This window comes from Xanthomonas sp. NCPPB 2933 (assembly GCF_056725225.1).
On record NZ_CM161518.1, the window covers coordinates 3,167,268 to 3,193,529 of the forward strand.

Sequence of the window (26,262 nt, forward strand, 5' to 3'; positions counted from 1 at the left end):
GTCAAAGGCCGTACCTGTCTGCACCACGCTAGGTGCCCGCGCCTGCGCCCACCACGTTCAACGTCGGCGCGGCCGTGTCATCAGCCTGACATGCGATGGCGACGCCAATGTGGACGTCGCGCGCCGCGAAACATCACCAGATACAGCCCGACCACCCACACCAGTGCAGCCGACCAGCCGCCCAGGATGTCGGAGGGGTAATGCACGCCCAGGTAAATCCGCGACACGCCCACCAGCACTGCGAACAGACTGGCGGCAATAGTCACCGGCCAGCGCCAGCGCGTGTTCCAGGCCAGCGCAACGACCACCGCAGCGAGCGTCATCGAGCCCATCGCATGCCCGCTGGGAAAGCTGAAGGTGCTTTCCGGGGCGATCGATTCCCACAAGCTCGGACGATTGCGCTGAAAGAACTGTTTGGCGCCCATGTTCAACAACGCCGAGCCACCGAACCCCAGCGCGGCGAAGGTGCTTTCGCGCCAGCGCCGCAACGCCAGCAATACCAGCACGATCGCAATATCGATCGGAATCACGCCGTACTGGTAGCCGACTCTGGAGATCAGGCCGAAAAACGCATCCAGCCCCGGCGTGGCGATGCTGCGCATGCTCCACAGCAACGGCTCGTCGAAGTAGAAATTTTCCAGTTCGTGGACTTCATCGGCCAGGTCAACAAACAGCCCCAGCGGCAACAACACGCCGGCGAACAACAACGCCATGCGCCACGCATTGTTGCGCAGCCAATGTCTGAAACCGGCCGGCGATTCAGCCGGCGCGGCGGACATAGGTGCGTTCGACATACTGGTCGATCAGATCGATGAACTCGTAGGCGATGTTTTCGCCGCGCAAGGTGACGCTTTTTTCGCCATCGATGAATACCGGCGCCGACGGCGCCTCGCCAGTGCCCGGCAACGAGATGCCGATATTGGCGTGGCGCGATTCGCCCGGCCCGTTGACCACGCAGCCCATCACCGCCAGGGTCATGTTTTCCGCGCCGGGATTGCTGATCTTCCACTCCGGCATCTTGGCGCGCACATGGTTCTGCACCACGCCAGCCAGTTCCTGGAAAAACTCCGAAGTGGTGCGGCCGCAACCGGGGCACGCAGTGACCATCGGGGTGAAGGCGCGTTGGCCGGTGGTCTGCAACAGCTCCTGCGCGACGATCACTTCCTGGGTGCGCGACTGGCCCGGCTCCGGCGTCAGCGAGATGCGGATGGTGTCGCCGATGCCTTCCTGCAGCAGCACGCTCAGCGCCGCAGCCGAGGCCACGATGCCCTTGCTGCCGATGCCGGCTTCAGTCAGGCCCAGGTGCAACGCGAAGTCGCAGCGCGCGGCCATATCGCGATACACCGCGATCAGCTCCTGCACGCCGGACACCTTGGCCGACAGAATGATGCGCTCGCGCGCCAGGCCCAGCTCCACCGCGCGCTCGGCCGAATCCACCGCCGAGCGGATCAATGCCTCGCGCAGCACGCGGCCGGCATCCCAGGGCGTCTCGCGCCTGGAGTTTTCGTCCATCAGCTGCGCCGCCAGCGACTGATCCAGCGAGCCCCAGTTGGCACCGATGCGCACCGGCTTGTCGTACTTGATGGCGAATTCGATCAGCTGCGCGAACTGCAGATCCTTCTTCTTGCCGAAACCGACATTGCCGGGGTTGATGCGGTACTTGGCCAACGCTTCGGCGCAGGCCGGCTCGGCGGCGAGCAGTTGGTGACCGTTGTAATGGAAGTCGCCGATCAACGGGACCTCGATCCCCATCATGCGCAGCTTGTCGACGATGCGCGGAATGGCCGCAGCGGACTCGGCGTTGTTGACGGTCAGGCGCACCATTTCCGAACCGGCGCGCCAGAGCTCGGACACCTGCTTGACGCTGCCGGCGATGTCGGCGGTGTCGGTATTGGTCATCGACTGGACGACCACCGGGTGGCCGCCGCCCACGATCACGCTACCGATCTTGACGCTGCGGGTGATGCGACGCGGCCAGGCGGTGGCGTCGGCGGGAGGGGTTGGGCGGGTCACGGCGTCGTACATCGCGGTATTTTAGCCTGTCATCGGTCCGCTCACAGCTGAAGCGCCGCGCGGGCCGTCTTCCACACCGATGCGACGGTTTGTCGCATACCGCCACCTCCCCGAGCGCATAGCATTGCCGTGATGAACAGCTCCGACGCTTCCTTCCTGCGAACCCTGTGCAGCCTGCGTTGGCTGGCCACTGCCGGCCAGGCCGCCACCATCCTGGTCGCCACCGGGGTGATGGGCCTGAACCTGCCGCAGCAACCGCTGTGGGCCGGCGTGGCCGCGCTGGCAGTGTTCAACCTGTATGCGCAGCTGCGTGTGGCCCACCGCGGCGCGGTCAGCCAGGCCACCGAATTCGGCCACATCCTGGTCGATGTGACCGTGCTGACCTGGATGGTGGGCTGGAGCGGCGGCATCGCCAATCCGTTCGGCTCGCTGTTCCTGGTGTTGATCGCGCTGGCCGCACTGGCCCTGCCGTTGGGCTGGGCGATGGCGGTGGCGGCCTCCTGTGTGGCCGGCTACGTGATCAGCGCCGCCTTCGGCCTGCCGCTGCCTTACGGCAGCTTCGACCCGCTGAGCCTGCACATGTGGGGCATGGCAGCCAACTTCCTGCTCTCCACGGTGGTGGTGCTGGCGTTCGCCACGCGGCTGGCCTTGTCGATGCGCGAGCGCGAGCGCGAGATCTCCATGCTGCGCGAGCGCTTTGCGCGCAACGAGGGCATCGTGGCGCTGGCCACGCATGCGGCCTCGGTCGCGCATGAGTTGAACACCCCGCTGGCGACGATGACCCTGCTGGTCGACGACATCGCCGACCAGTGCGACCAGAACGAGCTGCGCGAAGATCTGGACACCTTGCGCGAGCTGCTGGTGCAGTGCCATGAGCGCGTGCTGGCGCTGGCAGCGCCGGCCGACAACGGCCATCTAAGTCGCGAAGTGGCGGTCACGGACGTGCTGGAACAGTGGCGGCTGGTGCGCCCGACCATCGAGCTGCGCCGCAACGACGACGCGCCGATGCGCCTGCTGCTGCAGCCCGGCGTCAGCCATCTGCTGATGGTGTTGCTCAACAATGCCGCCGATGCCGGCGAACGTGCCGGGCGCCCGCAAATCGATCTGACTCTGCGCATAGAGCAGGACCACCTCAGCGGCGAAGTACGCGACTACGGGCCGGGCTTCGACACCTCGCAGGCCATGCTGCCGGGCACCTTGTTCAACAGCGGCAAGCACGACGGCATGGGTGTGGGGCTGGCCCTGTCGCATGCCACCGTCGAGCGGCTGCAGGGCGAATTGTGGATGTTGCCCGCCGAAGGCAGCGGCGCCCGCGTCGGTTTCCGTCTGCCGCTCTCCGAACACGAGGCACTCGCATGACAAGCACTCCCCTGCGTACCGGCCTGCTGGTCGACGACGACACCTTGTACCTGCGCACCCTGCAACGCAGCCTCGCCCGTCGCGGTGTGGAAACGCTGACCGCCACCGACGCGGCCAGTGCGTTGTCGATCGCGCGCAGTGCATTGCCGGATTTTGCGCTGATCGATCTCAAGCTCGGCAACGATTCGGGTTTGAACCTGATCCAGCCGCTACGCGAGATTCGCACCGACATGCGCATCTTGCTGGTCACCGGTTACGCGAGCATCGCCACCGCAGTGGAAGCGATCAAACTCGGCGCCGACGATTATCTACCGAAGCCGGCCAATATCCCCACCATCATGCGCGCGCTGGGCGAGGAAGACGACGAGCTGCCCGAGCCGGACGAAGAAGAAACCGCGCAGGAAATGATGACACCGCTCAGCCGTCTGCAGTGGGAGCACATCCAGCAGGCGCTGCACGAAACCGGCGGCAACGTCTCCGCCGCCGCACGCCTGCTCGGCATGCATCGCCGCTCGCTGCAGCGCAAATTGACCAAGCGTCCAAGCCCGGGCCCGTTACGCGAGCCGGGGCGTTGAGACCTCGCTAGGTTGTCGTGAGGACGAGCTGGTCGGGGGCGAGCTGGCCGAGGGCGCGGTGCCCTCGCCACTCAGGACGACCTGTCTGCACCGTCCAAGCACTTAGCAAGACAACCAAGATTTCGAGTCGTGGCGGCGTCTAAATGCGCTCAAGCCTAGTCAGTCGAGGGCGCGGCGCCCTCACCGCCCGCGGGACACGCCGCAAGTACGTCCATGTAGGCTCGGTGGCGGCATCCATGCCGCCACACGGTCCCGCAATCGGCAAGGACGCCGCACCAGAAAGTTGGTCGGTAGTTGGATGAAAGCCTGCCTGTTGCTCGGCTTGCTTTGGGAAGCTAATCGGACGCTGCGACAGCCAAACAACGCACGTCATCCATTGTTTGAAACTCTACACACCGACCATCTCCACTGGTCCTTGCCCGCCCACCGTCGCGGGACCTTACGCGGCATGGATGCCGCGTAAGAGCCTACACGGACGTACTTGCGGCGTGTCCCGCGATGGTGGGCGGGCAAGGGCCCTGCAGCAAAACCAAACACCAGCCGCTCTACACCTAGCCTAAGACGCAATACCGATTCAAAAGACCGCCGACGCGCGCCGACAGGTCTGACCTCTCAACGCGGGCCGAACACGCTAGCCCTACGCGAAGTCGCCGCAATCCCATCGGCGCCCAGGAGCAATCTGGTTCCCCAGGTGCTGAGGCGTGCGGCGTTCCAGCCAACTGCAATGTCCAGCGATTTGGTGCTGCTGTCGTTGCCCGACCACGACCAGCCCATGTAGCCGACGCTGTACTCGCGTGCGCGCCGCATGATCGCCGCCTCGTCCACGTGCGCGCCGCGATGGTCTCCACCGAACTCGCCGATCACCAGCGTCAGCTTTTTATCGCGGAAGGCACGCAGATAATTATTGACCGTCGCATCGCTGCCGAACACCTCGTACATGTGCACGCTGAAGATCACATTGCGCTTGCTGTCGCGCGCCAGCAGTGCAGCCGCGTTATCGCGCATGTAGAACTGCCAGTCCTGCCCCCAGTTCGGCGCATCCACCATCAGCGCGTGGGTCAGACCGCTCTTGCGTAACGCAGCGATCGCGGTGGCATGGCCGTTGACCCATTCGCTCGCGCTCAAGCGATTGCCGAACGGCTCGTTGCCGATATTGATAATCACGTGGTCTTCGTTACCGATCAGCGCCTTGCGGATGCTGGTCCAGTAAGCGGTGGCATGGGCCAGACCGGCCGCCGCGCCGTCTTCGCCATAACCGGTGGTGTCGTGCACTTCCAGCACCGCGATCAGGCCCAGGCTCTTGCAGCGCGCGATGATGCGCGCCACCTCGGCCTCCGGTGTGCGGTTCCAGCGGTAGCCGGAGCTGAGCACCACCCGCACGCTGTTGGCGCCGGTCGCAGCGATGGCCACCAAGGCTGCATCGGTACGGCTTGTGTACCAGGCATGCGGCAGATTGACCCCGCGCAACACCAGCGCGTTGCCGTTGGACTCACGCAACTGCGTGCCCGAGACCGACAATCCCGCATGCGCGGCAGACGAGAGCGCCAGACCGGCGGTGATCAGGAGCATGCGTTGAGCGAAAGACTGCAATGATTTCACGATCGGTTTCCAGGCAGGGACGTCGTAACCGCGACGGCGGAATCCACAGCTCGCATGAACACTGTGTCAACTCCCGACAGCGGTGAAGGCAACCCAGATCACAGAAGCAACCACGCGCTGAAATAAATCGGGCTTGTCGCTGGCTCTATAAATCTGCGTACAGCCAGTGATCGGCCGTAAGCCGGCAATGTTTAGCCGCCTCGACGCATTCCGTCGCCGCTTGTGCGACAGGCTTTGCAGATCAGGAATGTCGCCCGAGTCAGACCAATCACCGACGCTGCGAGTCGCGGTAAACACCGCGCGATTGCATCGATCCGGCCAGCAACAGCACATGGCACGCTGCCTGCCGGCAGCACTGCCCGCAATCAACTGAACAAAGTCAGTCGCCCCTGATCAAGGGATCACGCTTCAGGCCGATACGAACACATGCAATCCATGCTCAGCTCTGCCGAATCCCTGCTTTCGCCGATGGCCGATGAGTCGACCCGGCTGGCCGTCCTGCGTGGCTTGTGCCTGCTGGACTCGCCACCGGACCCGATGTTCGAGACCATCGCCGCGATGGCCGCACGCAGTCTGGGTGCGGAAATCGCGCTGGTCTCGCTGGTGGACGAGCACCGCCAGTGGTTCAAGGCGCGTATTGGCCTGGAGGCGCAGGAAACCCCGCGCGACCAGGCGTTCTGCGCCCATGCGATCCGCTCGGACGAGGTGATGGTGGTACCCGACGCGCAGCTGGATCCGCGCTTCTGCGACAACCCGCTGGTGCTGGGCCCGCCGTTCATCCGCTTCTACGCAGGCGCACCGCTGAAACTGCTCGACGGCCACAGCATCGGCACCTTGTGCGTGATCGGCACCAGTCCGCGCCCAGGTCTGGACGCAGCGACCATCGCCCAGTTGGAAGGCCTGCGCGACCTGGCCGTACTGCGGGTGGAAAACCTGCGCAGTACCACCTATCGCGATGGCCCGACCGGTCTGCCCAATCGATCGCGCTTTGGCGAGGACCTGGATGCCTGGCTCTCGCAACGCGAAGGCGCACCTGCGACCACCGCGGTAGCGGTGGATATCTGCGGCAGCGATTACTTCCGCGACATGGTCAAGGCGCTGGGCTGGGATTACGCCGACGGCTATGTGGCCCTGGCGCAACGTCGTCTGGCTGCCTATCTGCCGGCCAGCACCGCGCTGTATCGCCTGGACCCGACCACCTTCGGCTTTCTGGCGCAGGCCGAAGCGCAACGCTTGTCCACGCTGTGCATCAAGGTCTCCAAGGCCTTCGCCGAGCCGCTGGAACACCAGGGTATTCCGCATACGGCAGTGGCCTCGATCGGCGCGGTTGCGCTGCAGACCAGCTATGGCGCCGCCGATACCATCCGCTCGCTCACCACCGCGGTGGATGTCTCACGCGAGCGCGCCTTGCCGTGGAGCATGTACGAGCGCAAGCACGATGTGGCCCAGCGCAATACCTTCCGCCTGCTAGCCGCCCTGCCCGCCGCGCTGGACAGCGCCAGTCAGTTGCGCCTGCACTATCAACCGCGCGTGGATCTGCACGATCACCGCTGCGTGGCGGTGGAAGCGCTGCTGCGTTGGCAGCACCCGATGATCGGCCCGGTGATGCCGTCCGACTTCGTGCCGATGGCCGAGAAGACTGCGCTGATCAATCGCATCACCGCCTGGGTCATCGACAACGGCATTGCGCAGGCCGCGCGCTGGCAGCAACAAGGCCTGGACTTCAACCTGGCCTTGAACGTATCGGCCGCCGATCTGGACCGGCCCGGCTTTGCCGGCCTGCTCAAGCGTGGATTGGAGCGCCACAAGCTGGACCCGCGCCGGCTGGAAATCGAATTCACCGAAAGCGCGATGATCCGCCATCCGGAGCATCTGGCCGAGCAATTGGCAGCCATCGCGGCACTGGGCGTGCATATCGCCATCGACGACTTCGGCACCGGCTACAGCAATTTCAGCTATCTCAAGCAGCTGCCGGCCAGCTCGTTGAAGATCGATCAATCCTTCGTCCGCTCGCTGCCGGACAGCCGCACCGACCGCACCCTGGTGCCGGCGATGATCCAGCTCGGCCACAGCCTGGGCCAGCGCGTGGTCGCCGAAGGTATCGAGTCGGCCGAGGCGTATGCGCAGTTGCGCGCCTGGGGCTGCGACGAAGGCCAGGGTTACTGGATCGCCAAGCCAATGCCGGCCGCCGCGTTGGAAACCTGGCTGCAGACGCCGTGGCATGCGCAATTTGAAGCCCCGGTCAATCTGCTCGCCGCGAGCCTGGCGGCAGCGCGGGTGTAAATCGTTGCGTCGCGTATAAACCACAACGTCCAAACGCACTGCGGCGCGACACCTGCGTGCCGCGCCGCGTGCAACAACCGATGTCAGCCGGTTGCGTTGGCGATTACCAGAACACCGCGTACAGCGCGATCAGAATCACCACCACCCCGATCGCACCGACCTTGAAGCCCAGCGTGGTGCCGTAGGCCACATCATCGGTACGGATCAGGTCGCGCGCCTGGGTGGGCGCGGTCATCAACGACACCAGCACCGCCAGCACCAGCGCCGCCACGAACACCACACCGATGCGGTCCATGAACGGCAGTTCCGGCCAGGCGAACTTGAGCGCGAACGACAGCACCACCGAGCCGATCGCCGCGGTCAATGCGCCAGCTTCGTTAGCGCGCTTCCAGAACAGGCCGAGCATGAAGATCACCACCACGCCCGGGGTAAAGAAGCCGGTGAATTCCTGGATGAACTGGAAGCCCTGATCGAAGTTGCCCAGCAACGGCCGCGCGGTGAGGATGCCGATCACCACCGCCACAATGGCCACGATACGGCCCACGCGCACCAACTGCTTCTGCTCGGTCTGCGGGCGGAACTTGGCGTAGAAATCCAGGGTGAAGATCGTCGCCACCGAATTGATCTTGGAAGCCAGCGAGGCCACGATCGCCGCCACCAGGGCTGCGAACACCAGCCCCAGGATGCCGGTCGGCAACAGCTGCATCATGGTGGGATAGGCCTGATCGGGCTTGGCCAGATCCGGCGCCAGCACCACCGCGGCGATGCCCGGCACCACAATCACCAACGGCATCAGCAGCTTCAGGAACGCGGCAAACACCATGCCCTTCTGCGCCTCACCGATGTTCTTGGCCGCCAGCGCGCGCTGGATGATGTACTGGTTGAAACCCCAGTAACTGATGTTCATCACCCACAGACCGCCGAGCAGCACGCTCAGGCCGGGCAGATCCTTGTAGAACGGGTTGTCCTTGCTCAGGATCATGTGGAAGTGCTCGGGGTGCGCACTCCACAGCTGCTTGAAGCCGACCAGCACGCCGGCGCCGTCGCCGATCCGCGCCAGGGTCAGGCCCGCCACCAGCAGCCCGCCCAGCACCAGCAGCGTGACCTGCACGATATCGGTCAACGCCACCGCCTTCAGACCGCCGTACAACTGATAGACCAGCGCGAACACGCCGATCAGCGTCAGCGCCAGGGTCTGGTCCATGCCGGTGACCTGGCTGACCGCGATCGACCCTAGCCACAGGATCGAGGTGAGATTGACGAACACGTACAGCAGCAGCCAGAACACCGCCATCAGCGTGCGGATCCACTTGCCGTAACGCTGTTCCAGGAACTGCGGCATGGTGTAGATGCCGTTGCGCAGGAAGATCGGCAGGAAGAACTTGCCGACGATCAACAACGTCAGCGCCGCCATCCATTCGTAGGAGGCGATCGCCAGACCGATCGCATAGCCGGAACCGGCCATGCCGATGATCTGCTCGGCCGAAATGTTCGCGGCAATCAGCGAGGCGCCGATCGCCCACCACGGCAACGACTTGCTCGCCAGGAAGTAATCCTCGGCGCTCTTGGTGTGGCCTGCCTTCTCGCGCGAGACCCACTGCGCGAGCACGAAGATGCCGGTCAGATAGACCAGCACAATCACGATATCCAACGTCGCCAAACCCACTGCACTCTCCTGTCTGGCTCTGGGGTGTGCGTCGTGGACCGGACAGGTCTGCAGACTGCCGCCGCCCGCACCGTGTGCGTGGCGGCAGCGCGGCGAACCGCAGCTGCAGGCCTTCCCGGCCGATCGACGCGCGCGTCCCGCGGCGGCTAATGACACCACCGCTGAGGGTGGCCGCTGTAACACGTCGCCGGAGTCGGCGACGCGTGTATTGCTTGATTACCTCAGCGCTCCCGCAAGCGCGCCTGCGGGAGTGCTGCTTACTTGACCGGGCAGTCGAGCGTGACTTCGGCTTCGTTGAGTGCGCCCAGCGCGATCTTGGAGATCGACAGGTCCAGCGCTGCGCCGCTTTCGATGCTGGCGACCTGGCTCAGCTTGGTCACATCGGCACCGGCCACTGCGAAGCACTTCAACGGCACGCCGACCACCTTCCACTGGCCATGCGGCAGCGCGGCCAGGGTTTTCTGCGCATCGACTCGCCCGCCGCACTTGTCGCCACAGCCCACGCCCAGCCACACCGGCGCGGTCACCGCGCTGTCGCGGCGCACGGTCAGCTGCAACTGCACATCGCCGTTGCTCTCGCGCGAGACGTCGACCGGCTTGCCGGACACCAGCAACACGCTGGAGGCCTTGGCACCGGACCAGACCAGACGCCGTGCATCTTCCTGCGCCTTGTGATCGACCGCGGTCATCTTCAGGCTGCCATCGGACAGACCCACCGGCAGCGTGGTCGCCGGCATGTTGGCCTGGCCGGCATTGGACAGCTGCATCGCAATGCCGAGCGCCGGCTTGCCGCGCACGAAGTACACCCCACCCACCGATTGCTCGCCGGACACGCCCGATTCCTCCGGCAGCGCGGCCAGATCACCCTTGTCGGCGTAGGTCAGGCCGAAGCCGAACTTGAACTGCGGGTCGTAATCCTTCTGGCCGACGTTGTTGGCGAACTGCACCGCCGTCTTGGGCCAGGAGAAGCTGAGCTTGCCCTTGAAGTCGTGTTGCACCGTGCCATCGGCTTTGCGCAGCAGCACGTCGGCAATGCCCTCGCCTTCCGAACCCGGCAACCAGGCGGCAACGAACGCATCGGCCGCGTTGATGTACTGGTTCATCCATAGCGGACGCCCGCTCAGGAACACCGCCACCACCGGGATGCCCTCGGCTTTGAGCTTCTTGATCAGTGCCAGTTCGCTCTCGTCGCCCGGCTTGTACAGCAAGGTGGCGATGTCGCCCTGGAACTCGGCGTACGGGTTCTCGCCGAACACCACCACGGCCACGTCGGGCTTGGTCTTGTACGTGCCGTCGACTGCCAGCTCGGCCTTGCCGCCGGCCGCCTTGATCTGCTTGTCCAGGCCTTCCCAGATGGTGTTGCCATTGGGGTAGTCGCTGCGCTTGGTGCCGGTGCCCTGCCAGTTCAGCGTCCAACCGCCGGACTGCTTGCCCATGTCGTTGGCGCCATCGCCCAGCACCAGCACGCGCTTTTTCGGATCCAGCGGCAGGATGCCGGCCTGGTTCTTCAACAGCACCAGCGACTCGCGCACCGCCTGACGGGCGATCGCACGATGTTCCGGCGCGCCCAGCAATTCGTACTTGCCGCCGAGCGGACGCTTGGACGGCTTGCCGGCTTCGAACAGGCCCAGACGCAGCTTGACGCGCAGGATCCGGCGCACCGCATCGTCCAGGCGCTCGGCCGAAATCTGGCCCGACTTCACTGCCGCCAGTTCGGTCTCGTAGATGCCCTTCCAGCTGTCGGAGGCCATCGCCATGTCGACGCCGGCAATGAACGAGGCCGGGCAGTTTTCGTTGGTGCAGCCCTTGACCTGGCCGTGACCATTCCAGTCGCCGACCACGAAACCGCCGAAGTTCATGCGGCCTTTGAGCACGTCGGTCAGCATGACCTTGTTGCCGTGCATCTTTTCGCCGTTGAAGCTGTTGAACGAGGCCATCACCGTCTGCGCACCGGCCGCGATCGCCGGCGGATAACCGGCCGCGTGGATGTCGCGCATGGTGGCTTCGGACACCTTGGTGTCGCCCTGGTCCTTGCCGTCGGTGGTGCCGCCGTCGCCGACGAAATGCTTCACCGAGGAAATCACGTGGCTGCCGTCGAGAAACTGCGGCGTACCCGGCACGCCCTGCACGCCTTCGACCATCTTGCCGGCGAAGCTGGCCACCACGTCCGGCGACTCGGAATAGCCTTCGTAGCTGCGGCCCCAGCGGTCGTCCTGCGGCACCGCCACGGTGGGCGCGAAGGTCCACTCCATGCCGGTGACGCGGGTTTCGGCAGCGGTGACTTCGCCGATCTGCTTGATCAGCTCCGGGTTGCGCGTGGCGCCCAGGCCGATGTTGTGCGGGAACAGCGTGGCGCCGACGATATTGCTCTGGCCGTGCACCGCATCGATGCCGAAGATGATCGGGATCGCGTTGCCGCCCTTGGAGGTGTCCATCGACGCTTCATAGAACGCGTCGGCCAGCTTCAGCCACTCGGCCGGGCTGGCGTTGTACTTGCCGCCGGGATCGGAGTTACCACCGGCAAGCACCGAGCCGATGCGGTACTTACGCACATCGTCCGGGGTCATGCTGGCGATATCGCCCTGGATGGTCTGCGCGACCTTCTCTTCGACACTCATCTTGGCCATCACATCGGTGATGCGCTGCTCCAGGGCCTGGTCCTGCGCGAACGGCCACTTCGGCGACGGCCACTGGTCGGGATGGATCGCGGTGGACGCCTCGGCGGGTGCGGCAGCCGGTGCGGTCTTGCTCGCCTCGGCAGCCGTGTCCTTGCCTTGGCAGGCGGCCAGCATTAGCACTGCAGCGGCGGTGGCCAGAGAGAGGGCACGACGCGCAACGGGCGCGGCGGTACGACGAAGCAGCTTGTCCAAGATCCAGGTCTCCAGGTGGTTCTCCCCACGGCGATGCGTGACGCCGCAGGCCATTAGGCGGCGTACGCTTGCGTGATTCCCCTACCCTGTCAACCGCGCCAGCCCATATGCCAAATGGCCGGCAACTTATTGGCCGCGGCTATAGCCTTGGAATACCGGCAGCACCTGTCAAACCACGGAAAACCGCCAAATCCGGCGCGCTGCTTGGCATTCGACAAATGCGCACTTTGTTGCATCGCACCACTCGGTGCCGCCAGGGATGCGCAGCCGGACTGTGTCGATACAGCGTGGTCGGGTCCGCTGCGATGCGCACATCCAAACCCCAGCCAACGGGTGAGCCCGTCGTCAAACAACTGTCATACGGCCGGCCTAGCGTGACCGGCTTGCCGATGCGCCGCAGGCCATCGTTGATCGTTGTCTTTGCCTGGAGTTTCGATGTCTGCCTCCCCCGATCCCGCTCGCCGCCGCCTCATGCAACTGCTGGCGTCCGTCCCGATGCTGCCGCTTGGCAGCGCAAGCGCCGCCGCTCTGCAGCAACTCGGCGGCGCCGCCTTGGCTGCACGCCCGTTACGGCCGTCGGAAAATCCGACCCAGTTGATGTCGGCCACGTTCCATGGCATGCCCGCGCCCAGTCTGGCCAACCCGGCTGCCATGGCCACCACCACGGTCGGCTCGGCACTGACCATCGCCCGTAGTGACGGCAGCACCCAACGCTACGACTTGGCCTACCACCCGTTCTTCGTCACCGGCGACCAGGTGCCCGACGGCAAGGGCGGCACCGTGCTGGCTGGCGGCTATTACGACATCCAGCACCGGCCGATCATCGACCGCTCCAAACCCGGTGCCGAACGCCCGTTCTTTTCCGATTGCCCGGACGGCTCTTCGCTGCTGACCCTGCCCAATGCCAAGGTGACCGGAGTCAAAGGCAACCACGTGTTCGCGGTGGTGCAGTTCGAATACACCACCCGCGACCAGGCCGGCAACGACACCAACCGCCATCTGCCTGCACCGATCGCGGTGCTGACGCTGGATCAGGACCCGGCCACCGGCAAGCTGTCGCTGGTGAAGTACCACAACGTGGACACCGCGCCGGTGCACGGGCTGTGGACCACCTGCGGCGCAAGCCTGTCGCCATGGAATACCCATCTATCCAGCGAAGAGTACGAGCCCGACGCCACCGCGCTCGCCGGTAACACCCAGTTCCGCAGCTACAGCACGCATCTGTACGGCGACCCGGAGAAAGCCAATCCGTATCACTACGGCCACCTGCCGGAAATCACCGTGCACCCGGACGGCACCGGCAGCGTACGCAAGCACTATTGCCTGGGCCGCATCTCGCATGAGCTGGTGCAGGTGATGCCCGACCAACGCACCGTGCTGATGGGCGACGACGCCACCAACGGCGGTCTTTTCATGTTCATCGCCGACCGCAAGGCGGATCTATCGGCCGGCACCTTGTACGTCGGCAAGTGGCACCAGACCTCCGGCGTCGGCCCGGGCGCCGCCACGCTGAGCTGGATCAAGCTCGGCCACGCCACCAGCGCCGAAATCCAGGCCCTAGCCGATCGCCTCACCGCCGCCGACATCCTCGACGTGCATCTGAGCGACCCGGGCGATTCATCCTTCACCAAGATCCCGTTCAACGGCACCTTCAACTGGATCCGCATCAAGCCAGGCATGGAGAAGGCCGCCACCTATCTGGAAACCCATCGCTACGCGGCACTGGCCGGCGGCAGCCTGGGCTTCACCAAGCTCGAGGGCACCACCGTCAATGCCCGCGACAAGATCGCCTACATGGCGATGTCCTACATCGTCACCAGCATGCGCGACGGCTCGGGCGATGTGAAAGTACAAGGTCCGGACTCCGGTGCGGTGTATGCGCTCAACCTGCGTGGCGGCCGCCACGACAGCAGCGGCGCGCCGATTCATAGCGAGTGGGTACCGATCGACATGGCCGCTCCGGCCGCACTCACCGGCCACGACCTGACCAAGGCCGATGCGCTGGGCAACCTGGCCGACCCGGAACGCCTGGCCAACCCGGACAACCTCAAATTCTCCGAAACCCTGCGCACCTTGTTCATCGGCGAAGACAGCAGCCTGCACGTCAACAATTTCCTGTGGGCCTACAACGTGGACAGCGGCACGCTGACGCGTGTGCTGTCGGTGCCCGCCGGTGCCGAATCCACCGGTCTGCATGCAGTCGACGAGATCCACGGCTGGACCTACGTGATGAGTAATTTCCAGCACCCCGGCGACTGGGAAAGCCCGCTGCACGACACCGTCAAGGCGACCCTGGATCCGCTGATCCGCGCCAACTACAAGAACCGCTTCGGCGCGGCGGTGGGCTATCTCACCGGTGACCCCGTGGCGGTGAAGTTGGGCAAGGCCTAAGCGCATGGTCTCGTCGCTCGCAGTGCTGTCAAAGCGCTGCGAGCGGCATGGTCTTTCGTCCGTTATATCAACTGCGCGACGGGCGCTCGTGTGAGGGCGCGTGAGTCGGTCGAGCGTGCGATGCCCTCACCGCACCAGACAGTTTGCTGATCGCTTTGAGAAGAGCTAAGCATACCGACCATCTCGACTGGTCCTTGCCCGCCCACCGTCGCGGGACCTTACGCGGCATGGATGCCGCGTAAGAGCCTACACGGACGTACTTGCGGCGTGTCCCGCGATGGTGGGCGGGCAAGCGCCCTGCAGCAAACGCGAAGAAGTCGAGTGCGTCGAGGGCACTGTGCCCTCACCGCTCGCGGGACACGCCGTGAATCCGTCCATGGAGGCTCGGTGGCGGTATCCATGCCGCCACACGGTCCCGCAATCGGTGAGGACACCGCACCAGAGAGTTGATCGGTTGCTTTGTTTAAAACCATGCACACCGACAATCTCGACGGGTCCTTGCCCGCCCACCGTCGCGGGACCTTACGCGGCATGGATGCCGCGTAAGAGCTTACAAGGACGTACTTGCAGCGTGTCCCGCGATGGTGGGCGGGCAAGGGCCCTGCAGCAAAGCTGAAGATCACCTGCTCTACAAGTGATCTATCTACATTGTTCAACCAGTCCGTACTTGCAGCGTGTCCCCCGATGGCGGGCGGGCAAGGGCCCTGCAGCCAAGCTAAAGATCATCTGCTCTACAAGTGATCTATCTACATTGTTCAACCAGTCCGTACTTGCGACGTGTCCCGCGATGGTGGGCGGGCAAGGCCCTGCAGCCAGGCCGCAGATCAGCCGGCCCGCAGTAGACCGGCGTGAAGCAGTTTTACTAGCCACTCCTATCTTCAATCAGGCAGGCGACTCGCGCATGTCCGTCCGGATACTCTGCTCAAAACGCGCGGCGCATCTCCAATGCCGCCATCACGATGGGCTTTGCCCAGTCGGGCACCTGCGCCAATTCCTCCAACGTTGTCGGGTAATGCAAGCCGGCACGATCCAGTTCCAGCACCAGCAGCGGCTCGGTCTGCCCCGCCGCATCGGCGGGCGCGCTGTTGTCGTAGACGTGCAGCACCGCCAGATGCGGCAACAGAGCGATCAGATTCGCACGCGAAGCATCGAAGCGTTCGCGGATCTTGTGCTCGGCAATGGCATGCCCGCCAGCGGCAACCCGCGCTGCGACGCGTTCGAGGTGCAGCTCCACCGTCGACAAACCGCAGAACCACACCGCCACCGTGTGCTGCGCGCAGGCCTCGCGCAGCAGGCGCGGGATGGTCGTTGCGCCAAGCGTGGTTTCGAACGCGTAATCGCGGCCATCGGCCATCGCCTGGCGTAGCCGCCGCACGCCTTCCTGCCAGGCTTGTGCGTTGGCCTCTTCGAGCGCCCAACCCTGCTCCACCAGTTGCCTGGTGAACGCGTCCGGGTCGAACCAGGTGGCGCCGTCTTCCCGCAACAAGCTGCCCAGCAGCGAACTCTTGCCGGCGCCGTTGACGCCGGCCAACACCAGGATATTTCCCACGACTAGAGCGACGGCCCCAGGGTGATCTTTTTGCCCCGGCGCGCGGGCTTGCTGATCACCGCAGCCAGGCCCGCGCCTTCGGTCACCGCCGCCAGATGCGCATCGAACTTCAGCTGCAATGCCTGCAGCGACTGCGCCCGCGTCGAGGCATCGGCGGCCGCGCTTGCCTGACGCACCAGGCGCCGGTATTCCTCCGCATCCACCACCACCGCCTCGGGGTGATTGTGGTTGGTGATGACCACTGCGCCATGCGTGCGCACCTTGCGCATCAGGCTGGGCCAGCCCTTTACCTTGATGTCGGCAGCAGGAGATTTTTCCAGGCCGGGCAGATCCTGCGGGTGTGGCATCGGACGGTCCTGCAAGGGTTGACGGGTATCAGCCTACTCCCAATTTACCATTTTTGGTAATTTGGCCATTTTAGCCAGACCAACCTATGCCGGCGCAGATAGCGGGCCTGCAGCCTGCGGGGCGCATGCCCCCGCGCACCGTACCGCTTCCCCCAAACGACAACGAGGCCCGAAGGCCTCGTTGTCCAACACGCTACCGCTGCGCGACTGCTCAGCTACGCAGCTTGGAGAGTAGCTCGCGCGTCACCGGGTCTGCCACGTCGGCCGACTCGCCCTTCAGCGCCGTCAGCAACTGGCTGGCCAACTGCTTGCCCAGCTCCACACCGAACTGGTCGAACGCGTTGATGCCCCACATCACCGATTGCACGTACACGCTGTGCTCGTACATCGAGATCAGCGCGCCCAGCGATTGCGGGGTGAGCGCATCGAGCAGGATCACCGTGCTCGGGCGGCCGCCCGGATAGCTGCGGTGCGGATCGCTGCTGTCCTGGCCGTTGGCCAGCGCCTCGGTCTGCGCCAGCACGTTGGCCATCAGGGCGACATGGTTTTCTGCGTATGGATCGTCGTTATGCACAGTGCCGATGAAATCGGCCGGCACCACGCTGGTGCCCTGGTGCAGCGCCTGGAAAAAGCTGTGCTGCACATCGGTGCCCGCCCCGCCCCACCACACCGACACGGTGTCGCTATCCACCGCAGACCCGTCGAGCTTGACCCGCTTGCCCAGGCTCTCCATCACCAGCTGCTGGAGATACGCCGGCAGCAATGCCAGACGCTGGTCGTAGGTCATCACCGCATGCGTCGCGCTGCCGAGCAGGTTGCGATTCCACACGGCAGTGAGCCCGTGCAGCACCGCGATGTTCTCTTCCAGCGGCGTGTTGAGCGCATGCGCATCGAACTGCGCTGCGCCTTCGAGCAACTGCTCGAAACGTTCGAAGCCGATCGCCAGGGCGATCGGGAAACCCACCGCCGACCACAGCGAATAACGCCCGCCAACCCAGTCCCACATCGGCAGCACGCGGCTTGGCGCGATATCGAAGGCCTTTGCTGCACGCTCCGGGTTCGCACTGACCGCATACAGCCGCTCGCTGCCGCCCAACCAGGCATGCAGGATGCTGCCGTTGAGCAAGGTTTCCTGGGTGCCGAAGGTCTTGGAAATCAGGATGCCGGCGGTGTGCGCCGGGTCCAGCGTCGCCAGGGTGCGCTGCATCGCCGCGCCATCGACATTGGAGACGAAATGCACGCGAAAACGCGCACCCGACGGCGCACGCAAGGCATCGGCCACCAGGCGCGGACCCAGGTCGGAGCCACCGATGCCGACACTGACGATATCGGTGACGTCGGTGGCTTCCAGCTGCGCGATCAATGCGCCCATGCGTTGACGCACTTCGGCAGCCGTTGCATACGCTTCGGAGGCCACCGGAGCGTCGGTCAGATCGCCACGCAACGCGGTATGCAAGGCAGCGCGTTGTTCGGTGACATTGACCTGCTCGCCGCGGAACAGGCGCTGGAACGCGCCGGCCAGATCACGCTCGCGCGCAATGGCGAACAAGGCATCGAGCGCGGCGCGGTCGTACTTCTGCCGCGCGAAGTTGAAATACAACGGACCGACTTGCCTGGCGTACTGCGTCGGCCGTTGCGGCTCGGCGGCAAGCAATGCGGGGATGGCAGCGCCGCGCAGGCGCTGGGCGTGGGCGTGAAGCGCGTCGAATCCGTTGGTGTGTGTCATGCGGCCTGCGTGGGGATGCTGTGGTTGGTGTGGGAGATCGCGTTGTGCGCGTTCACATATACCAGATTGGGCTTGAAGGTCTTGGCTTCGTCTTCGCTCATGCTGGCGAAGGCGGCAACGATGATCAGATCGCCGACCTGCACGTGACGCGCGGCGCCGCCGTTGAGCGAGATGATGCCGCTGCCGTCTTCGGCACGAATGGCATAGGTGCTGAAACGCGCACCGTTGGTGACGTCCCAGATGTGCACCTGTTCGAACTCGCGGATGCCGGTGGCTTCCAGCAGCAGGCCGTCGATGGCGATCGAGCCTTCGTAATTGAGCTCGGAGTGGGTGACGGTGGCGCGGTGGATCTTGGCTTTCAGCAGGGACAGGTGCATGACGGGCAACGGCTAAAGGAAAGCAGGCATTTTAGCGGAAAGCGCCCGCGCCGACCGGCCGGCAGCGCGGTCGGTGGTGAGGGCTTCAGCCCGGCCACAGCGGCGGCCCTCAGAATTCCAGATTGTCGATCAACCGGGTGTTGCCCAGGCGTGCAGCGATCAAGGCAACCCGCGCGCCAGTGTTGCTGTCGCCCGGCTCGCTAAGGTCGGGCAGACGTACCACCGCGTAATCGACGCGGAAACCGGCCTGTTCCAGCGCCTGGGTGGCGGTGTCTTCGACCTGCGCACGCGGCGTACCGGCGGCATAGCGCTCGCGCATCTGCAGCAGCACCTTGCGGATGTGCGTCGACTGCGGGCGCTCGTCGGCCGTCAGATACTGGTTGCGCGAGCTCATCGCCAGGCCATCGGCCTCGCGCACGATGCTGCCGCCCAGGATCTCGATCGGAAACGCCAGGTCGGCCACCATCTGACGGATCACCGCCAGCTGCTGGTAGTCCTTCTTGCCGAATGCGGCCACGTCCGGCTGCACCTGGTTGAACAGACGCGCCACCACGGTGCACACGCCATCGAAGTGCCCCGGCCGGCACACGCCTTCCAGCACATCGCTGACGCCCGGCGCATGGATCGGCGTGGCCAATGCGGTGCCCAGCGGATACATGGTGTCCACGTCCGGCAGCCACAGCGCATCGCAGCCGGCGTCTTCCAGCCCGCGCAGATCGGACTCGGGCGTGCGCGGGTACCGCGCGAAGTCTTCGTTCGGGCCAAACTGGGTCGGGTTGACGAACACGCTCGACACCACACGGTCGGCGTACTGGCGCGCCAGCATCACCAGCGAATAATGCCCGGCGTGCAGGTTGCCCATGGTCGGCACCAGCGCCACGCGCAAGCCCTCACGCTTCCAGCCGGTGACCAGTGCGCGCAGGGTGGAAAGATCGGTAATGGTCTGAATCATGCGGCGTACGCGTGCTCTGCATCGGGAAAGCTGCCGTCGCGCACGGCTTGCGCATACGCGCGTACCGCGCCTGCAACCGAGCCGCCTTCGGCGAGGAAATCCTTCACGAACTTGGGGCGGCGATGGCCGCTGTCCAGGCCCAGCATGTCGTGCATCACCAGTACCTGGCCATCGCAGCCGGGGCCGGCACCGATGCCGATGGTGGGCACGCTGAGTTCGGCGCTGATCTGCGCGGCGATCGGGGTCGGCACGCATTCCAATACGACCAGGCTGGCACCGGCATCGACCACCGCCTGCGCATCGCGACGCAACTGCTCGCCGGCTTCACCACGTCCCTGCACCTTGTAGCCGCCGAAGCGCAGCACCGATTGCGGGGTCAACCCCAGGTGCGAGCAGACCGGGATCTCGCGCTCGACCAGGTAGCGGATGACCTCGAGCTTGTGCCCGGCGCCTTCGAGCTTGACCATCTCCGCGCCCGCCTGCAGCAGCTGGGTGGCCGCATCCAGCGCACGCTGCGGCGTGGCATCGGCCTGGAACGACAGATCGGCCACCAGCAACGCACGCTCCAGCGCACGTGCGACCGAGGCGGTGTGATAGACCATATCGGCGGTGGTCACCGGCAGCGTAGAGGTATGCCCCTGCACCACCATGCCCAGCGAATCGCCGACCAGAATCAGGTCCACGCCATTGGCATCGAAAGTGCGCGCAAAGCCGGCGTCGTACGCGGTCAACATGACCAGTTTTCGACCGTCGCGCTTGGCCTGCGCCAAGGCGGGCACGGTCCAGGGCTTGCTGTCGGTATGGCTGCTCATGAAGTCATTACGTGGGGTGATAAGCCGGCCATTATCTACCCAATCGGCTCCAGCCCGCTGACCTGGATCGATTGCAGGGCGTGCCGCACTGTTCCATGCCCAGGAATGATCACCTCCGGAGCCAGCTCGGACAGCGGCAACAGCGCGAAGGCGCGCACCTGCAGATGCGGATGCGGCACCTGCAGGCGCGGCAGGTCGATCACCTGATCGGCATACAGCAGCAGATCCAGGTCCAGCGTGCGCGGGCCCCAGCGCTCGCCGGCCTGGCGCTGCCGGCCGAAGGCCTGCTCGATGCCGAGTAAAGCGTCCAGCAACTGCAGCGGCGCCAGCGTGGTGTGCAACTGCGCTGCGGCGTTGATGAAATCGGGCTGGTCCTCGCGGCCCCAGGCCGGCGTGCGGTACAGGCGCGATGCCGCAATCAACGTGGACTGCGGCAACGCGCCAAGCGCGGCGATGGCGGCGCGCACGCTGGCCTCGGCCGGGCCCAGGTTGGCACCCAGGCCGACAAAGGCGGTGTGCATGCCCTACTCGCCTGCAGGGGCGCCGGTGCGACGACGGCGGCGACGGCGCTTGCGTGGTGCGCCCTCTTCGCCCTCTTGATCGACCTGCGCGGTTTCGATCGCATCGACCAGCTCCTGGCCGGAGGATTTCTGCGCCTCGCGCCAGAACTCCACGTCGGCGGCGTGATCCGGCGAAGCAAACTGGCGCAACACCAGAAAATCGAACGCGGCGCGAAAACGCGGATGCGACAAGGTGCGGAACACGCGCTTGCGCTGACGCGAGGAAAAGCGCGTCTGCAGCAGCCAGATTTCCTGCATCGGCAGCGAGAAACGGCGCGGCAAGGCCACGCGCTCGAGCTGATGCAAAGTGACCCGGTCGGCGGCGCGACGCTGCGCGTCTTCCGGCTGAACGCCCTGCGCCTGCAGGCCCATCAAGGTGCGGCAGAATGCCGGCCACAGCAGCAAGGCGAACAAGAATGCGGGCGACACCGGCTCGTCGTTGGCAACGCGTGCATCGGTATTGCGCAGGCCTTCCAGCACCATGGCGCGCAATGCGCCGCTGCGGTTGGATTTCAGGGCCGCGGCACTTTCGGGAAACAGCGCGCCGAGCAGGCCATACCGCTCCAGGCCTTCGAAACTGGCCACGCCGTGCCCGGACAGGAACAGCTTGAGAATTTCTTCGAACAAGCGCGCTGGCGCAGCTTCGGACAACAGCCCGGCCAGGCGCGGAATGGGTTCTGCGGTGCCTGCTTCGATATCGAAGTTGAGTTTGGCGGCCAGGCGTACCGCGCGCAGCATGCGCACCGGATCTTCCTGGTAACGCAGCTCCGGGTTGCCGATCAACTTCATCAGCCGCGCCTGCACGTCTTCGAAGCCGCCGCAGTAATCGCGCACCGAGAAATCTTCGATCGCGTAGTACAGGGCATTGCAGGTGAAGTCGCGGCGGATCGCGTCGTCTTCGATGCTGCCATAGACGTTGTCGCGCACCAGCCGGCCGTTATCCAGTTCGCGGTCGCCGCTGCCGTCGTCGACATTGGCGCGGAACGTGGCCACTTCGATGATCTCGCGGCCGAACACCACATGCGCCAGGCGGAAGCGGCGGCCGATCAGACGGCAGTTGCGGAACAGCGCTTTGACTTCTTCCGGCGTGGCGCTGGTGGCGACGTCGAAATCCTTGGGATGCCCGCCGACCAGCAGATCGCGGACTGCGCCGCCGACCAGGTAGGCGCCAAAGCCCGATTCGCGCAGGCGGTACAGCACGCGCAGCGCGTTTGGGCTGATGTCCTTGCGCGAGATGGTGTGCTGGTCGCGTGGAATGACGCGCAGCGTGAACGGAGATGTAACTGAGGGTTCGATGATGGCGTTTCCGTTTCGTGTTGCAGGATTGCCCAACGGCTGTTGCCACACTATACTAGCCCGCTGCACAGGACGCGACAAAACGCTCCCTTCGTCTAATGGTTAGGACGTGGCCCTCTCAAGGCTAAAACAGGGGTTCGAGCCCCCTAGGGAGCACCACTCCCGTCTCGCTGCAGAAAAACGCCAGGGCCCCGCATTGCGGGGCTTTTGCGTTGTGGCGCAGGCGGTACGGCGCAGTTGGTCTGCGGTGCATCGCGGGGGCGTTGCAGATCAACGCCGAGCTGCGCCTGAGCCACCCCTTCAGATGGCGCCTCAGTTGCAGCAGCCCATGTGTCAATCTGTCGCGCTCGCTTGTGGGTGTCGGCTGACTTGCTGCGAAACCTGCAGCAAAACTCAAGCGACATTGCTGCCGATCAGCAGCGATGCACTCTCGTAATCGCACCGATCGCGTTGGCGCGAATGACCACATACGGCCCGGCAACGACGCACGCTTGCGCGGTGGGCTGCGCACTGCGCATCGCAGCCAGATAGACACCGCGTTTGCGTGGACGTGGCGCACAACGCAACGAATTCTTGCACGGCATGGCAAGCCCTCAATCGGCAAATGGATGAAAGCCCTCGGCATCGCTGTCGGTCTCGGCAACCGCGTCGTGGGCATGCAGACTTTCGAAATGGCGAACCGCCACATGGAAGTTGGCATAGCGCTCGGCCAGCATCTTGCGCAGACGCCGCGCAGCGTCTTCGACATACATCAGGTTGGCGCCGTTCAAGCGCGCAAACGCCTGCTCGTCGATGCGCCGCACTGCGGCCTGCACCGGCGTGGCCAGCGCTTGTTCGCACAGACCGACCAACTCGCGGATATCGAACCGCTGCGTGCAGGCGATCAGGTCCACGCGCACCTGCGCCACGCTGCGCTGGCTATGCGGCGTGGCGTACGAGCCGTTGTATTGCAGCCAGTGCGCAACGTCCTCCGGCGCCAGCGCGTCACGCCCGGCGTGTTGCTGCAAGAACGCCTCGCTCAGCAACTGGCGCGATAACGCCGCAGAACATGGGCATGTAGAGGCGTAGAGCACATCGATCTGCAGACGCACATGGCTGCGCCCTGCCCTGCATTGCGCGTCGATCCGCACCGGATAAGCGCGCCAACCGGCCAACCCCTCGCTCAGCAATGCCGGCATCCGCAGCATCAACTCGAAAGCCAGCGACACGCGCGCCGCGCGGCTTCCGCAATCGGCGTGGCTGTCGATCATGGCCTGCAGCAAATGCGACAGCATCGCCGGCGACAACGGTTGCTCCAGGTGCTGATCGAGCAATCGATACAACCGCGACATATGGATGCCCTTGCGCTCGGGCTGTGGCAGATCCACCTGCACAGTGGCGCGCGCGGCCACAGTTCCGCTTGGCTCGGCTTCGTCCAGGCGCACCGGCATGGCGATGTCCTGCATGCCCACCCAACGCAGCGGCGCGCTCAACGTGGAAAGTTCGGTAACGGCAACATCGGGAAGCGTGGCGGACATCGAAAGCTCGTTGAATGAGGAGGGAGTGATCGCGCCTCAGGCGCGACCGGGAACTGCCTGAAAGTAATCGTCGATGCCGGCGTGCAAGGTCTGCGCAAGTTCGTCCTGATGCGCATCGCCACACAGCCGCCGGCAATCGTCGCGATTGCTCATGAAGCCGGTTTCCACCAGCAGCGACGGGATATCCGGCGACTTCAACACCGCAAAGCCCGCCTGCCCGACTTGGTTCTGATGCAGCCGTGTCACCTGCTGCAACCGGCCGAGCATCAAGCTGCCGAACTGCAGGCTGCAGGCGATGGTGCCGCTCAGCGACAGATCGGCCAGCACCTGCGACAACACCGGATTGCTCGGCACCCGCAAACGGCGCGCACTATCTCCCATGTCGTCGGCGGCGTTCTCGCTATCGGCGATCCAGCGCGCCAATGCGGAGCTGGCGCCGTTCTGCGACAGCGCGAACACCGAGGCACCGCGTGCTTCGCTGTTGGGCGCAGCATCGGCGTGGATGGAGACGAATAGATCGGCGTTGTGGCGATGGGCGATCAACACCCGCTCATGCAGCGGCACGAAGCGATCGTCGCTGCGGATCATCGTCGGCCGGTAACGCGGATCGGCCGCCAGACGCTGGTGCAGACGCCCCGCGACCGCCATGGCCACATGCTTCTCGTAGCGCGCATCGGCACTGACCGCGCCGGGATCCTTGCCGCCGTGGCCGGCGTCGATGGCGACCACGTAGGGGTGCAGACGTGAACGCGTGGACGCAACCGCCGGATCGGTGGTATCGGCGGCGGACAACGACCCAGTGCCGGAAGCAACAGCAAGATCCAGCACCAGCGCACTGCCCTCCCACCGCGCAGTCGTTGCCAGCGGCTGCGCCAGATCGAGCACCACACGCAATCCGTCCATCTGCGGACCGCTGCGAATCGCGACGACGGCAAGGCCGCCAGGTAACGGATCGATCCGCGGTGGCTGGCTCGACACGCCGCTCAGGTCGATGACCAAGCGCTCGGGATTGGACAGACGAAAACGGCGGTAGGCGACCTGCGCGTTCAATTCGAGTCGAAGCCGCAGGCCGTCATCGTGCTGCTGTACGCCGCAGCTGCGCAGTTCCGGAACCTCTTGCGCATAGCCCAGACCCGGCGACAGCACCAGCGCCGCGCCGGCGGTCTGCAGCAGCTGTCGCCGCTTCATGCGGCGCACCCGGGACGACAGAGACAGCAGCCTCGCCATCTCCGATCTGGCGACCGACTCGACTTGGAGCACACGAACAACGGCAGTGAACACGACACGGGAGCTTGGCCCAGCGAGGGAGATGAAGTGTTATAAAGTAACAATAACTGCGCAAAAGCAAGCCCATGCTTGCTTGCCTGCGCCTTCAGGTTCATTTCCTTGCCTACCGGAGCCCGCCCAATGTCTGCCGCCCTTCCCGACAGCTACACCGCCTGGCGCCATTGCATCGAAGTCGACTGCGCACAGCCATTGACCGCCCTCTTCATCGCCGAGCGCCTGACCAGCCTGCGCAACTCCAACGACCACCACACCCAGCAATTTCTGCGTCGCTGGGGCCAGGCGCATCACCAGCAGGTGATTGGGTGGTTTGAGCGTGCTCGGATGGATCTGGATCTGGAGCCGGAGCATTAATTCGATAACCCCAAGGCCTTCAGAACACCTTTGCACAGTCGCACTTCTACCGAACTGAGCAATATCTCCGTATGACGAGACAAGACGAGAGTTACACCTTGCGGTGACTCACTACTGCCCGATAAAACCGCCATGCAGCCGTGCACCCGGGTCAGCGCTCCCCGTTTTGTACACATGTCCAAATAAATGACTCTGCATACTCTCTTAGCGCGCAATTGGGCGAATTAGCAATTTGAAGTAGCCTGGAAGAGCGCAAAAGCTTGTGCCAACTCACACGCGAGAACGCATCGAGACAGCATCACCTTAGCCCAATAAATTTTTGCGACAAACACCAACACCGGATAGCCGTATGGACGTACCGTAGGTGAGCCTGAATCGCAGGCAGAATCGTCCCTAGCAGGGGAAGGCGAAAAATTATGGACATGAAAGCGAACGTACTGAGAGCCGTGTGCGTACTGGCGGGCCTTTTGATCTTTGGCGAAGCGTCAGCCCAGGTTTGCTGCCCTAGTGGTGGTGTAGGAGTGCGAGCAACGGGCCTGGGCGACAGTCATCCAAGTGCAACCAACTTGGCATTGGATGCTGCGTGGTCAATTTACGAATTCCAACGCGATGGCGTGACCTACGTGCAGATCAACGATACCGCAGGCGCAGTGCGAGCGGTGGTGGCCCGTGTCGACAATGCACTTTGGGTAGTACCAATGGGCAAGGATGTGGACCGCGTGTCAGTACCAG

At 64.6% G+C, this 26,262-nt stretch carries 20 protein-coding genes and 1 tRNA gene; 6 read left to right on the plus strand and 15 right to left on the minus strand.

What is annotated here, in order from left to right:
• Positions 1-80: 80 nt before the first annotated feature.
• Both AC1PLU_RS12890 and ispG read right to left on the minus strand, forming a co-directional pair.
• Complete coding sequence (locus tag AC1PLU_RS12890) at positions 81-779, minus strand: phosphatase PAP2 family protein (protein ID WP_176341799.1); 699 nt, start codon at positions 777-779, stop codon at positions 81-83.
• Positions 760-2,025 (minus strand): flavodoxin-dependent (E)-4-hydroxy-3-methylbut-2-enyl-diphosphate synthase, encoded by a 1,266-nt coding sequence (gene ispG / locus AC1PLU_RS12895; RefSeq protein WP_481106428.1) that lies wholly within the window; start codon positions 2,023-2,025, stop codon positions 760-762. The genes AC1PLU_RS12890 and ispG overlap by 20 nt, the downstream gene beginning before the upstream one ends.
• Positions 2,026-2,145: 120 nt before the next feature.
• Here ispG and AC1PLU_RS12900 point away from each other — a divergent pair, with 120 nt between their 5' ends.
• Positions 2,146-3,372: an ATP-binding protein gene (locus AC1PLU_RS12900; protein ID WP_255085246.1), complete on the plus strand. Its 1,227-nt coding sequence runs from the start codon at positions 2,146-2,148 to the stop codon at positions 3,370-3,372.
• On the plus strand, positions 3,369-3,947 hold the full coding sequence (locus AC1PLU_RS12905) for a response regulator transcription factor (protein WP_006449316.1): 579 nt from the start codon (positions 3,369-3,371) through the stop codon (positions 3,945-3,947). The genes AC1PLU_RS12900 and AC1PLU_RS12905 overlap by 4 nt, the downstream gene beginning before the upstream one ends.
• A 612-nt stretch (positions 3,948-4,559) precedes the next feature.
• Here the strand turns inward: AC1PLU_RS12905 and AC1PLU_RS12910 are convergent.
• The gene (locus tag AC1PLU_RS12910; RefSeq protein ID WP_168957824.1) at positions 4,560-5,546 is read right to left on the minus strand and encodes a glycoside hydrolase family 5 protein; all 987 of its coding nucleotides are present in this window, start codon (positions 5,544-5,546) and stop codon (positions 4,560-4,562) included.
• 435 nt (positions 5,547-5,981) lie between these two features.
• Here AC1PLU_RS12910 and AC1PLU_RS12915 point away from each other — a divergent pair, with 435 nt between their 5' ends.
• Positions 5,982-7,829 carry a putative bifunctional diguanylate cyclase/phosphodiesterase gene (locus AC1PLU_RS12915; protein WP_268215166.1) on the plus strand — a complete coding sequence of 616 codons (1,848 nt, stop codon included), beginning with the start codon at positions 5,982-5,984 and terminating at the stop codon, positions 7,827-7,829.
• Positions 7,830-7,932: 103 nt separating this feature from the next.
• Here AC1PLU_RS12915 and AC1PLU_RS12920 read toward each other — a convergent pair whose 3' ends face one another.
• Together AC1PLU_RS12920 and AC1PLU_RS12925 are read right to left on the minus strand one after the other, a co-directional pair.
• Positions 7,933-9,495 carry a sodium/sugar symporter gene (locus tag AC1PLU_RS12920; RefSeq protein WP_481106429.1) on the minus strand — a complete coding sequence of 521 codons (1,563 nt, stop codon included), beginning with the start codon at positions 9,493-9,495 and terminating at the stop codon, positions 7,933-7,935.
• A 257-nt stretch (positions 9,496-9,752) separates the two neighbouring features.
• A complete protein-coding gene (locus tag AC1PLU_RS12925) occupies positions 9,753-12,365 on the minus strand; it encodes a glycoside hydrolase family 3 protein (RefSeq protein ID WP_481106430.1) in 2,613 nt (870 codons plus the stop codon).
• A gap of 435 nt (positions 12,366-12,800) precedes the next feature.
• Here AC1PLU_RS12925 and AC1PLU_RS12930 point away from each other — a divergent pair, with 435 nt between their 5' ends.
• Positions 12,801-14,756 (plus strand): PhoX family protein, encoded by a 1,956-nt coding sequence (locus tag AC1PLU_RS12930; RefSeq protein ID WP_481106431.1) that lies wholly within the window; start codon positions 12,801-12,803, stop codon positions 14,754-14,756.
• Between the two features lie 922 nt (positions 14,757-15,678).
• On the opposite strand, the gene AC1PLU_RS12935 is transcribed toward AC1PLU_RS12930, so the two are convergent.
• The 8 genes from AC1PLU_RS12935 to pcnB form a co-directional block, all read right to left on the minus strand.
• The gene (locus AC1PLU_RS12935) at positions 15,679-16,305 is read right to left on the minus strand and encodes an ATPase (RefSeq protein WP_481106432.1); all 627 of its coding nucleotides are present in this window, start codon (positions 16,303-16,305) and stop codon (positions 15,679-15,681) included.
• Positions 16,306-16,307: 2 nt separating this feature from the next.
• Entirely contained in the window at positions 16,308-16,652 is a 345-nt protein-coding gene (locus AC1PLU_RS12940; protein ID WP_074057623.1) for a type II toxin-antitoxin system Phd/YefM family antitoxin, read from the minus strand.
• A 211-nt stretch (positions 16,653-16,863) separates the two neighbouring features.
• Complete coding sequence (gene pgi, locus AC1PLU_RS12945) at positions 16,864-18,378, minus strand: glucose-6-phosphate isomerase (RefSeq protein ID WP_481106433.1); 1,515 nt, start codon at positions 18,376-18,378, stop codon at positions 16,864-16,866.
• Positions 18,375-18,755, minus strand: coding sequence for an aspartate 1-decarboxylase (panD, locus tag AC1PLU_RS12950; protein WP_268211741.1), 381 nt, complete (start codon positions 18,753-18,755; stop codon positions 18,375-18,377). Before panD ends, pgi begins: the two co-directional genes overlap by 4 nt.
• Before the next feature lie 109 nt (positions 18,756-18,864).
• Positions 18,865-19,707: a pantoate--beta-alanine ligase gene (panC, locus tag AC1PLU_RS12955; protein ID WP_268211742.1), complete on the minus strand. Its 843-nt coding sequence runs from the start codon at positions 19,705-19,707 to the stop codon at positions 18,865-18,867.
• A complete protein-coding gene (panB, locus tag AC1PLU_RS12960) occupies positions 19,704-20,519 on the minus strand; it encodes a 3-methyl-2-oxobutanoate hydroxymethyltransferase (protein WP_268211743.1) in 816 nt (271 codons plus the stop codon). Before panB ends, panC begins: the two co-directional genes overlap by 4 nt.
• A gap of 35 nt (positions 20,520-20,554) precedes the next feature.
• On the minus strand, positions 20,555-21,040 hold the full coding sequence (folK, locus tag AC1PLU_RS12965; RefSeq protein ID WP_481106434.1) for a 2-amino-4-hydroxy-6-hydroxymethyldihydropteridine diphosphokinase: 486 nt from the start codon (positions 21,038-21,040) through the stop codon (positions 20,555-20,557).
• Positions 21,041-21,043: 3 nt separating this feature from the next.
• Positions 21,044-22,411, minus strand: coding sequence for a polynucleotide adenylyltransferase PcnB (pcnB, locus tag AC1PLU_RS12970; protein ID WP_115039041.1), 1,368 nt, complete (start codon positions 22,409-22,411; stop codon positions 21,044-21,046).
• 48 nt (positions 22,412-22,459) lie between these two features.
• On the opposite strand from pcnB, the gene AC1PLU_RS12975 reads away from it, so the two are divergent.
• Positions 22,460-22,534, plus strand: a tRNA-Glu gene (locus AC1PLU_RS12975).
• A gap of 434 nt (positions 22,535-22,968) precedes the next feature.
• Here the strand turns inward: AC1PLU_RS12975 and folE2 are convergent.
• A complete protein-coding gene (gene folE2 / locus AC1PLU_RS12980; protein ID WP_481095444.1) occupies positions 22,969-23,892 on the minus strand; it encodes a GTP cyclohydrolase FolE2 in 924 nt (307 codons plus the stop codon).
• 36 nt (positions 23,893-23,928) lie between these two features.
• Positions 23,929-25,080 (minus strand): N-acetylmuramoyl-L-alanine amidase, encoded by a 1,152-nt coding sequence (locus AC1PLU_RS12985; protein WP_481106435.1) that lies wholly within the window; start codon positions 25,078-25,080, stop codon positions 23,929-23,931.
• Between the two features lie 219 nt (positions 25,081-25,299).
• Here AC1PLU_RS12985 and AC1PLU_RS12990 point away from each other — a divergent pair, with 219 nt between their 5' ends.
• Positions 25,300-25,530, plus strand: coding sequence for a hypothetical protein (locus AC1PLU_RS12990; protein WP_481095442.1), 231 nt, complete (start codon positions 25,300-25,302; stop codon positions 25,528-25,530).
• Positions 25,531-26,262 lie beyond the last annotated feature (732 nt).

Bases quoted from the DNA above. Each gene is read 5' to 3' on its own strand.
- AC1PLU_RS12890 (WP_176341799.1), bottom strand. From the start codon at position 779: ATGTCCGCCGCGCCGGCTGAATCGCCGGCCGGTTTCAGACATTGGCTG.
- ispG (WP_481106428.1), bottom strand. From the start codon at position 2,025: ATGTACGACGCCGTGACCCGCCCAACCCCTCCCGCCGACGCCACCGCC.
- AC1PLU_RS12900 (WP_255085246.1), top strand. From the start codon at position 2,146: ATGAACAGCTCCGACGCTTCCTTCCTGCGAACCCTGTGCAGCCTGCGT.
- AC1PLU_RS12905 (WP_006449316.1), top strand. From the start codon at position 3,369: ATGACAAGCACTCCCCTGCGTACCGGCCTGCTGGTCGACGACGACACC.
- AC1PLU_RS12915 (WP_268215166.1), top strand. From the start codon at position 5,982: ATGCTCAGCTCTGCCGAATCCCTGCTTTCGCCGATGGCCGATGAGTCG.
- AC1PLU_RS12930 (WP_481106431.1), top strand. From the start codon at position 12,801: ATGTCTGCCTCCCCCGATCCCGCTCGCCGCCGCCTCATGCAACTGCTG.
- AC1PLU_RS12940 (WP_074057623.1), bottom strand. From the start codon at position 16,652: ATGCCACACCCGCAGGATCTGCCCGGCCTGGAAAAATCTCCTGCTGCC.
- pgi (WP_481106433.1), bottom strand. From the start codon at position 18,378: ATGACACACACCAACGGATTCGACGCGCTTCACGCCCACGCCCAGCGC.
- panD (WP_268211741.1), bottom strand. From the start codon at position 18,755: ATGCACCTGTCCCTGCTGAAAGCCAAGATCCACCGCGCCACCGTCACC.
- panC (WP_268211742.1), bottom strand. From the start codon at position 19,707: ATGATTCAGACCATTACCGATCTTTCCACCCTGCGCGCACTGGTCACC.
- panB (WP_268211743.1), bottom strand. From the start codon at position 20,519: ATGAGCAGCCATACCGACAGCAAGCCCTGGACCGTGCCCGCCTTGGCG.
- folK (WP_481106434.1), bottom strand. From the start codon at position 21,040: ATGCACACCGCCTTTGTCGGCCTGGGTGCCAACCTGGGCCCGGCCGAG.
- folE2 (WP_481095444.1), bottom strand. From the start codon at position 23,892: ATGTCCGCCACGCTTCCCGATGTTGCCGTTACCGAACTTTCCACGTTG.
- AC1PLU_RS12985 (WP_481106435.1), bottom strand. From the start codon at position 25,080: ATGAAGCGGCGACAGCTGCTGCAGACCGCCGGCGCGGCGCTGGTGCTG.
- AC1PLU_RS12990 (WP_481095442.1), top strand. From the start codon at position 25,300: ATGTCTGCCGCCCTTCCCGACAGCTACACCGCCTGGCGCCATTGCATC.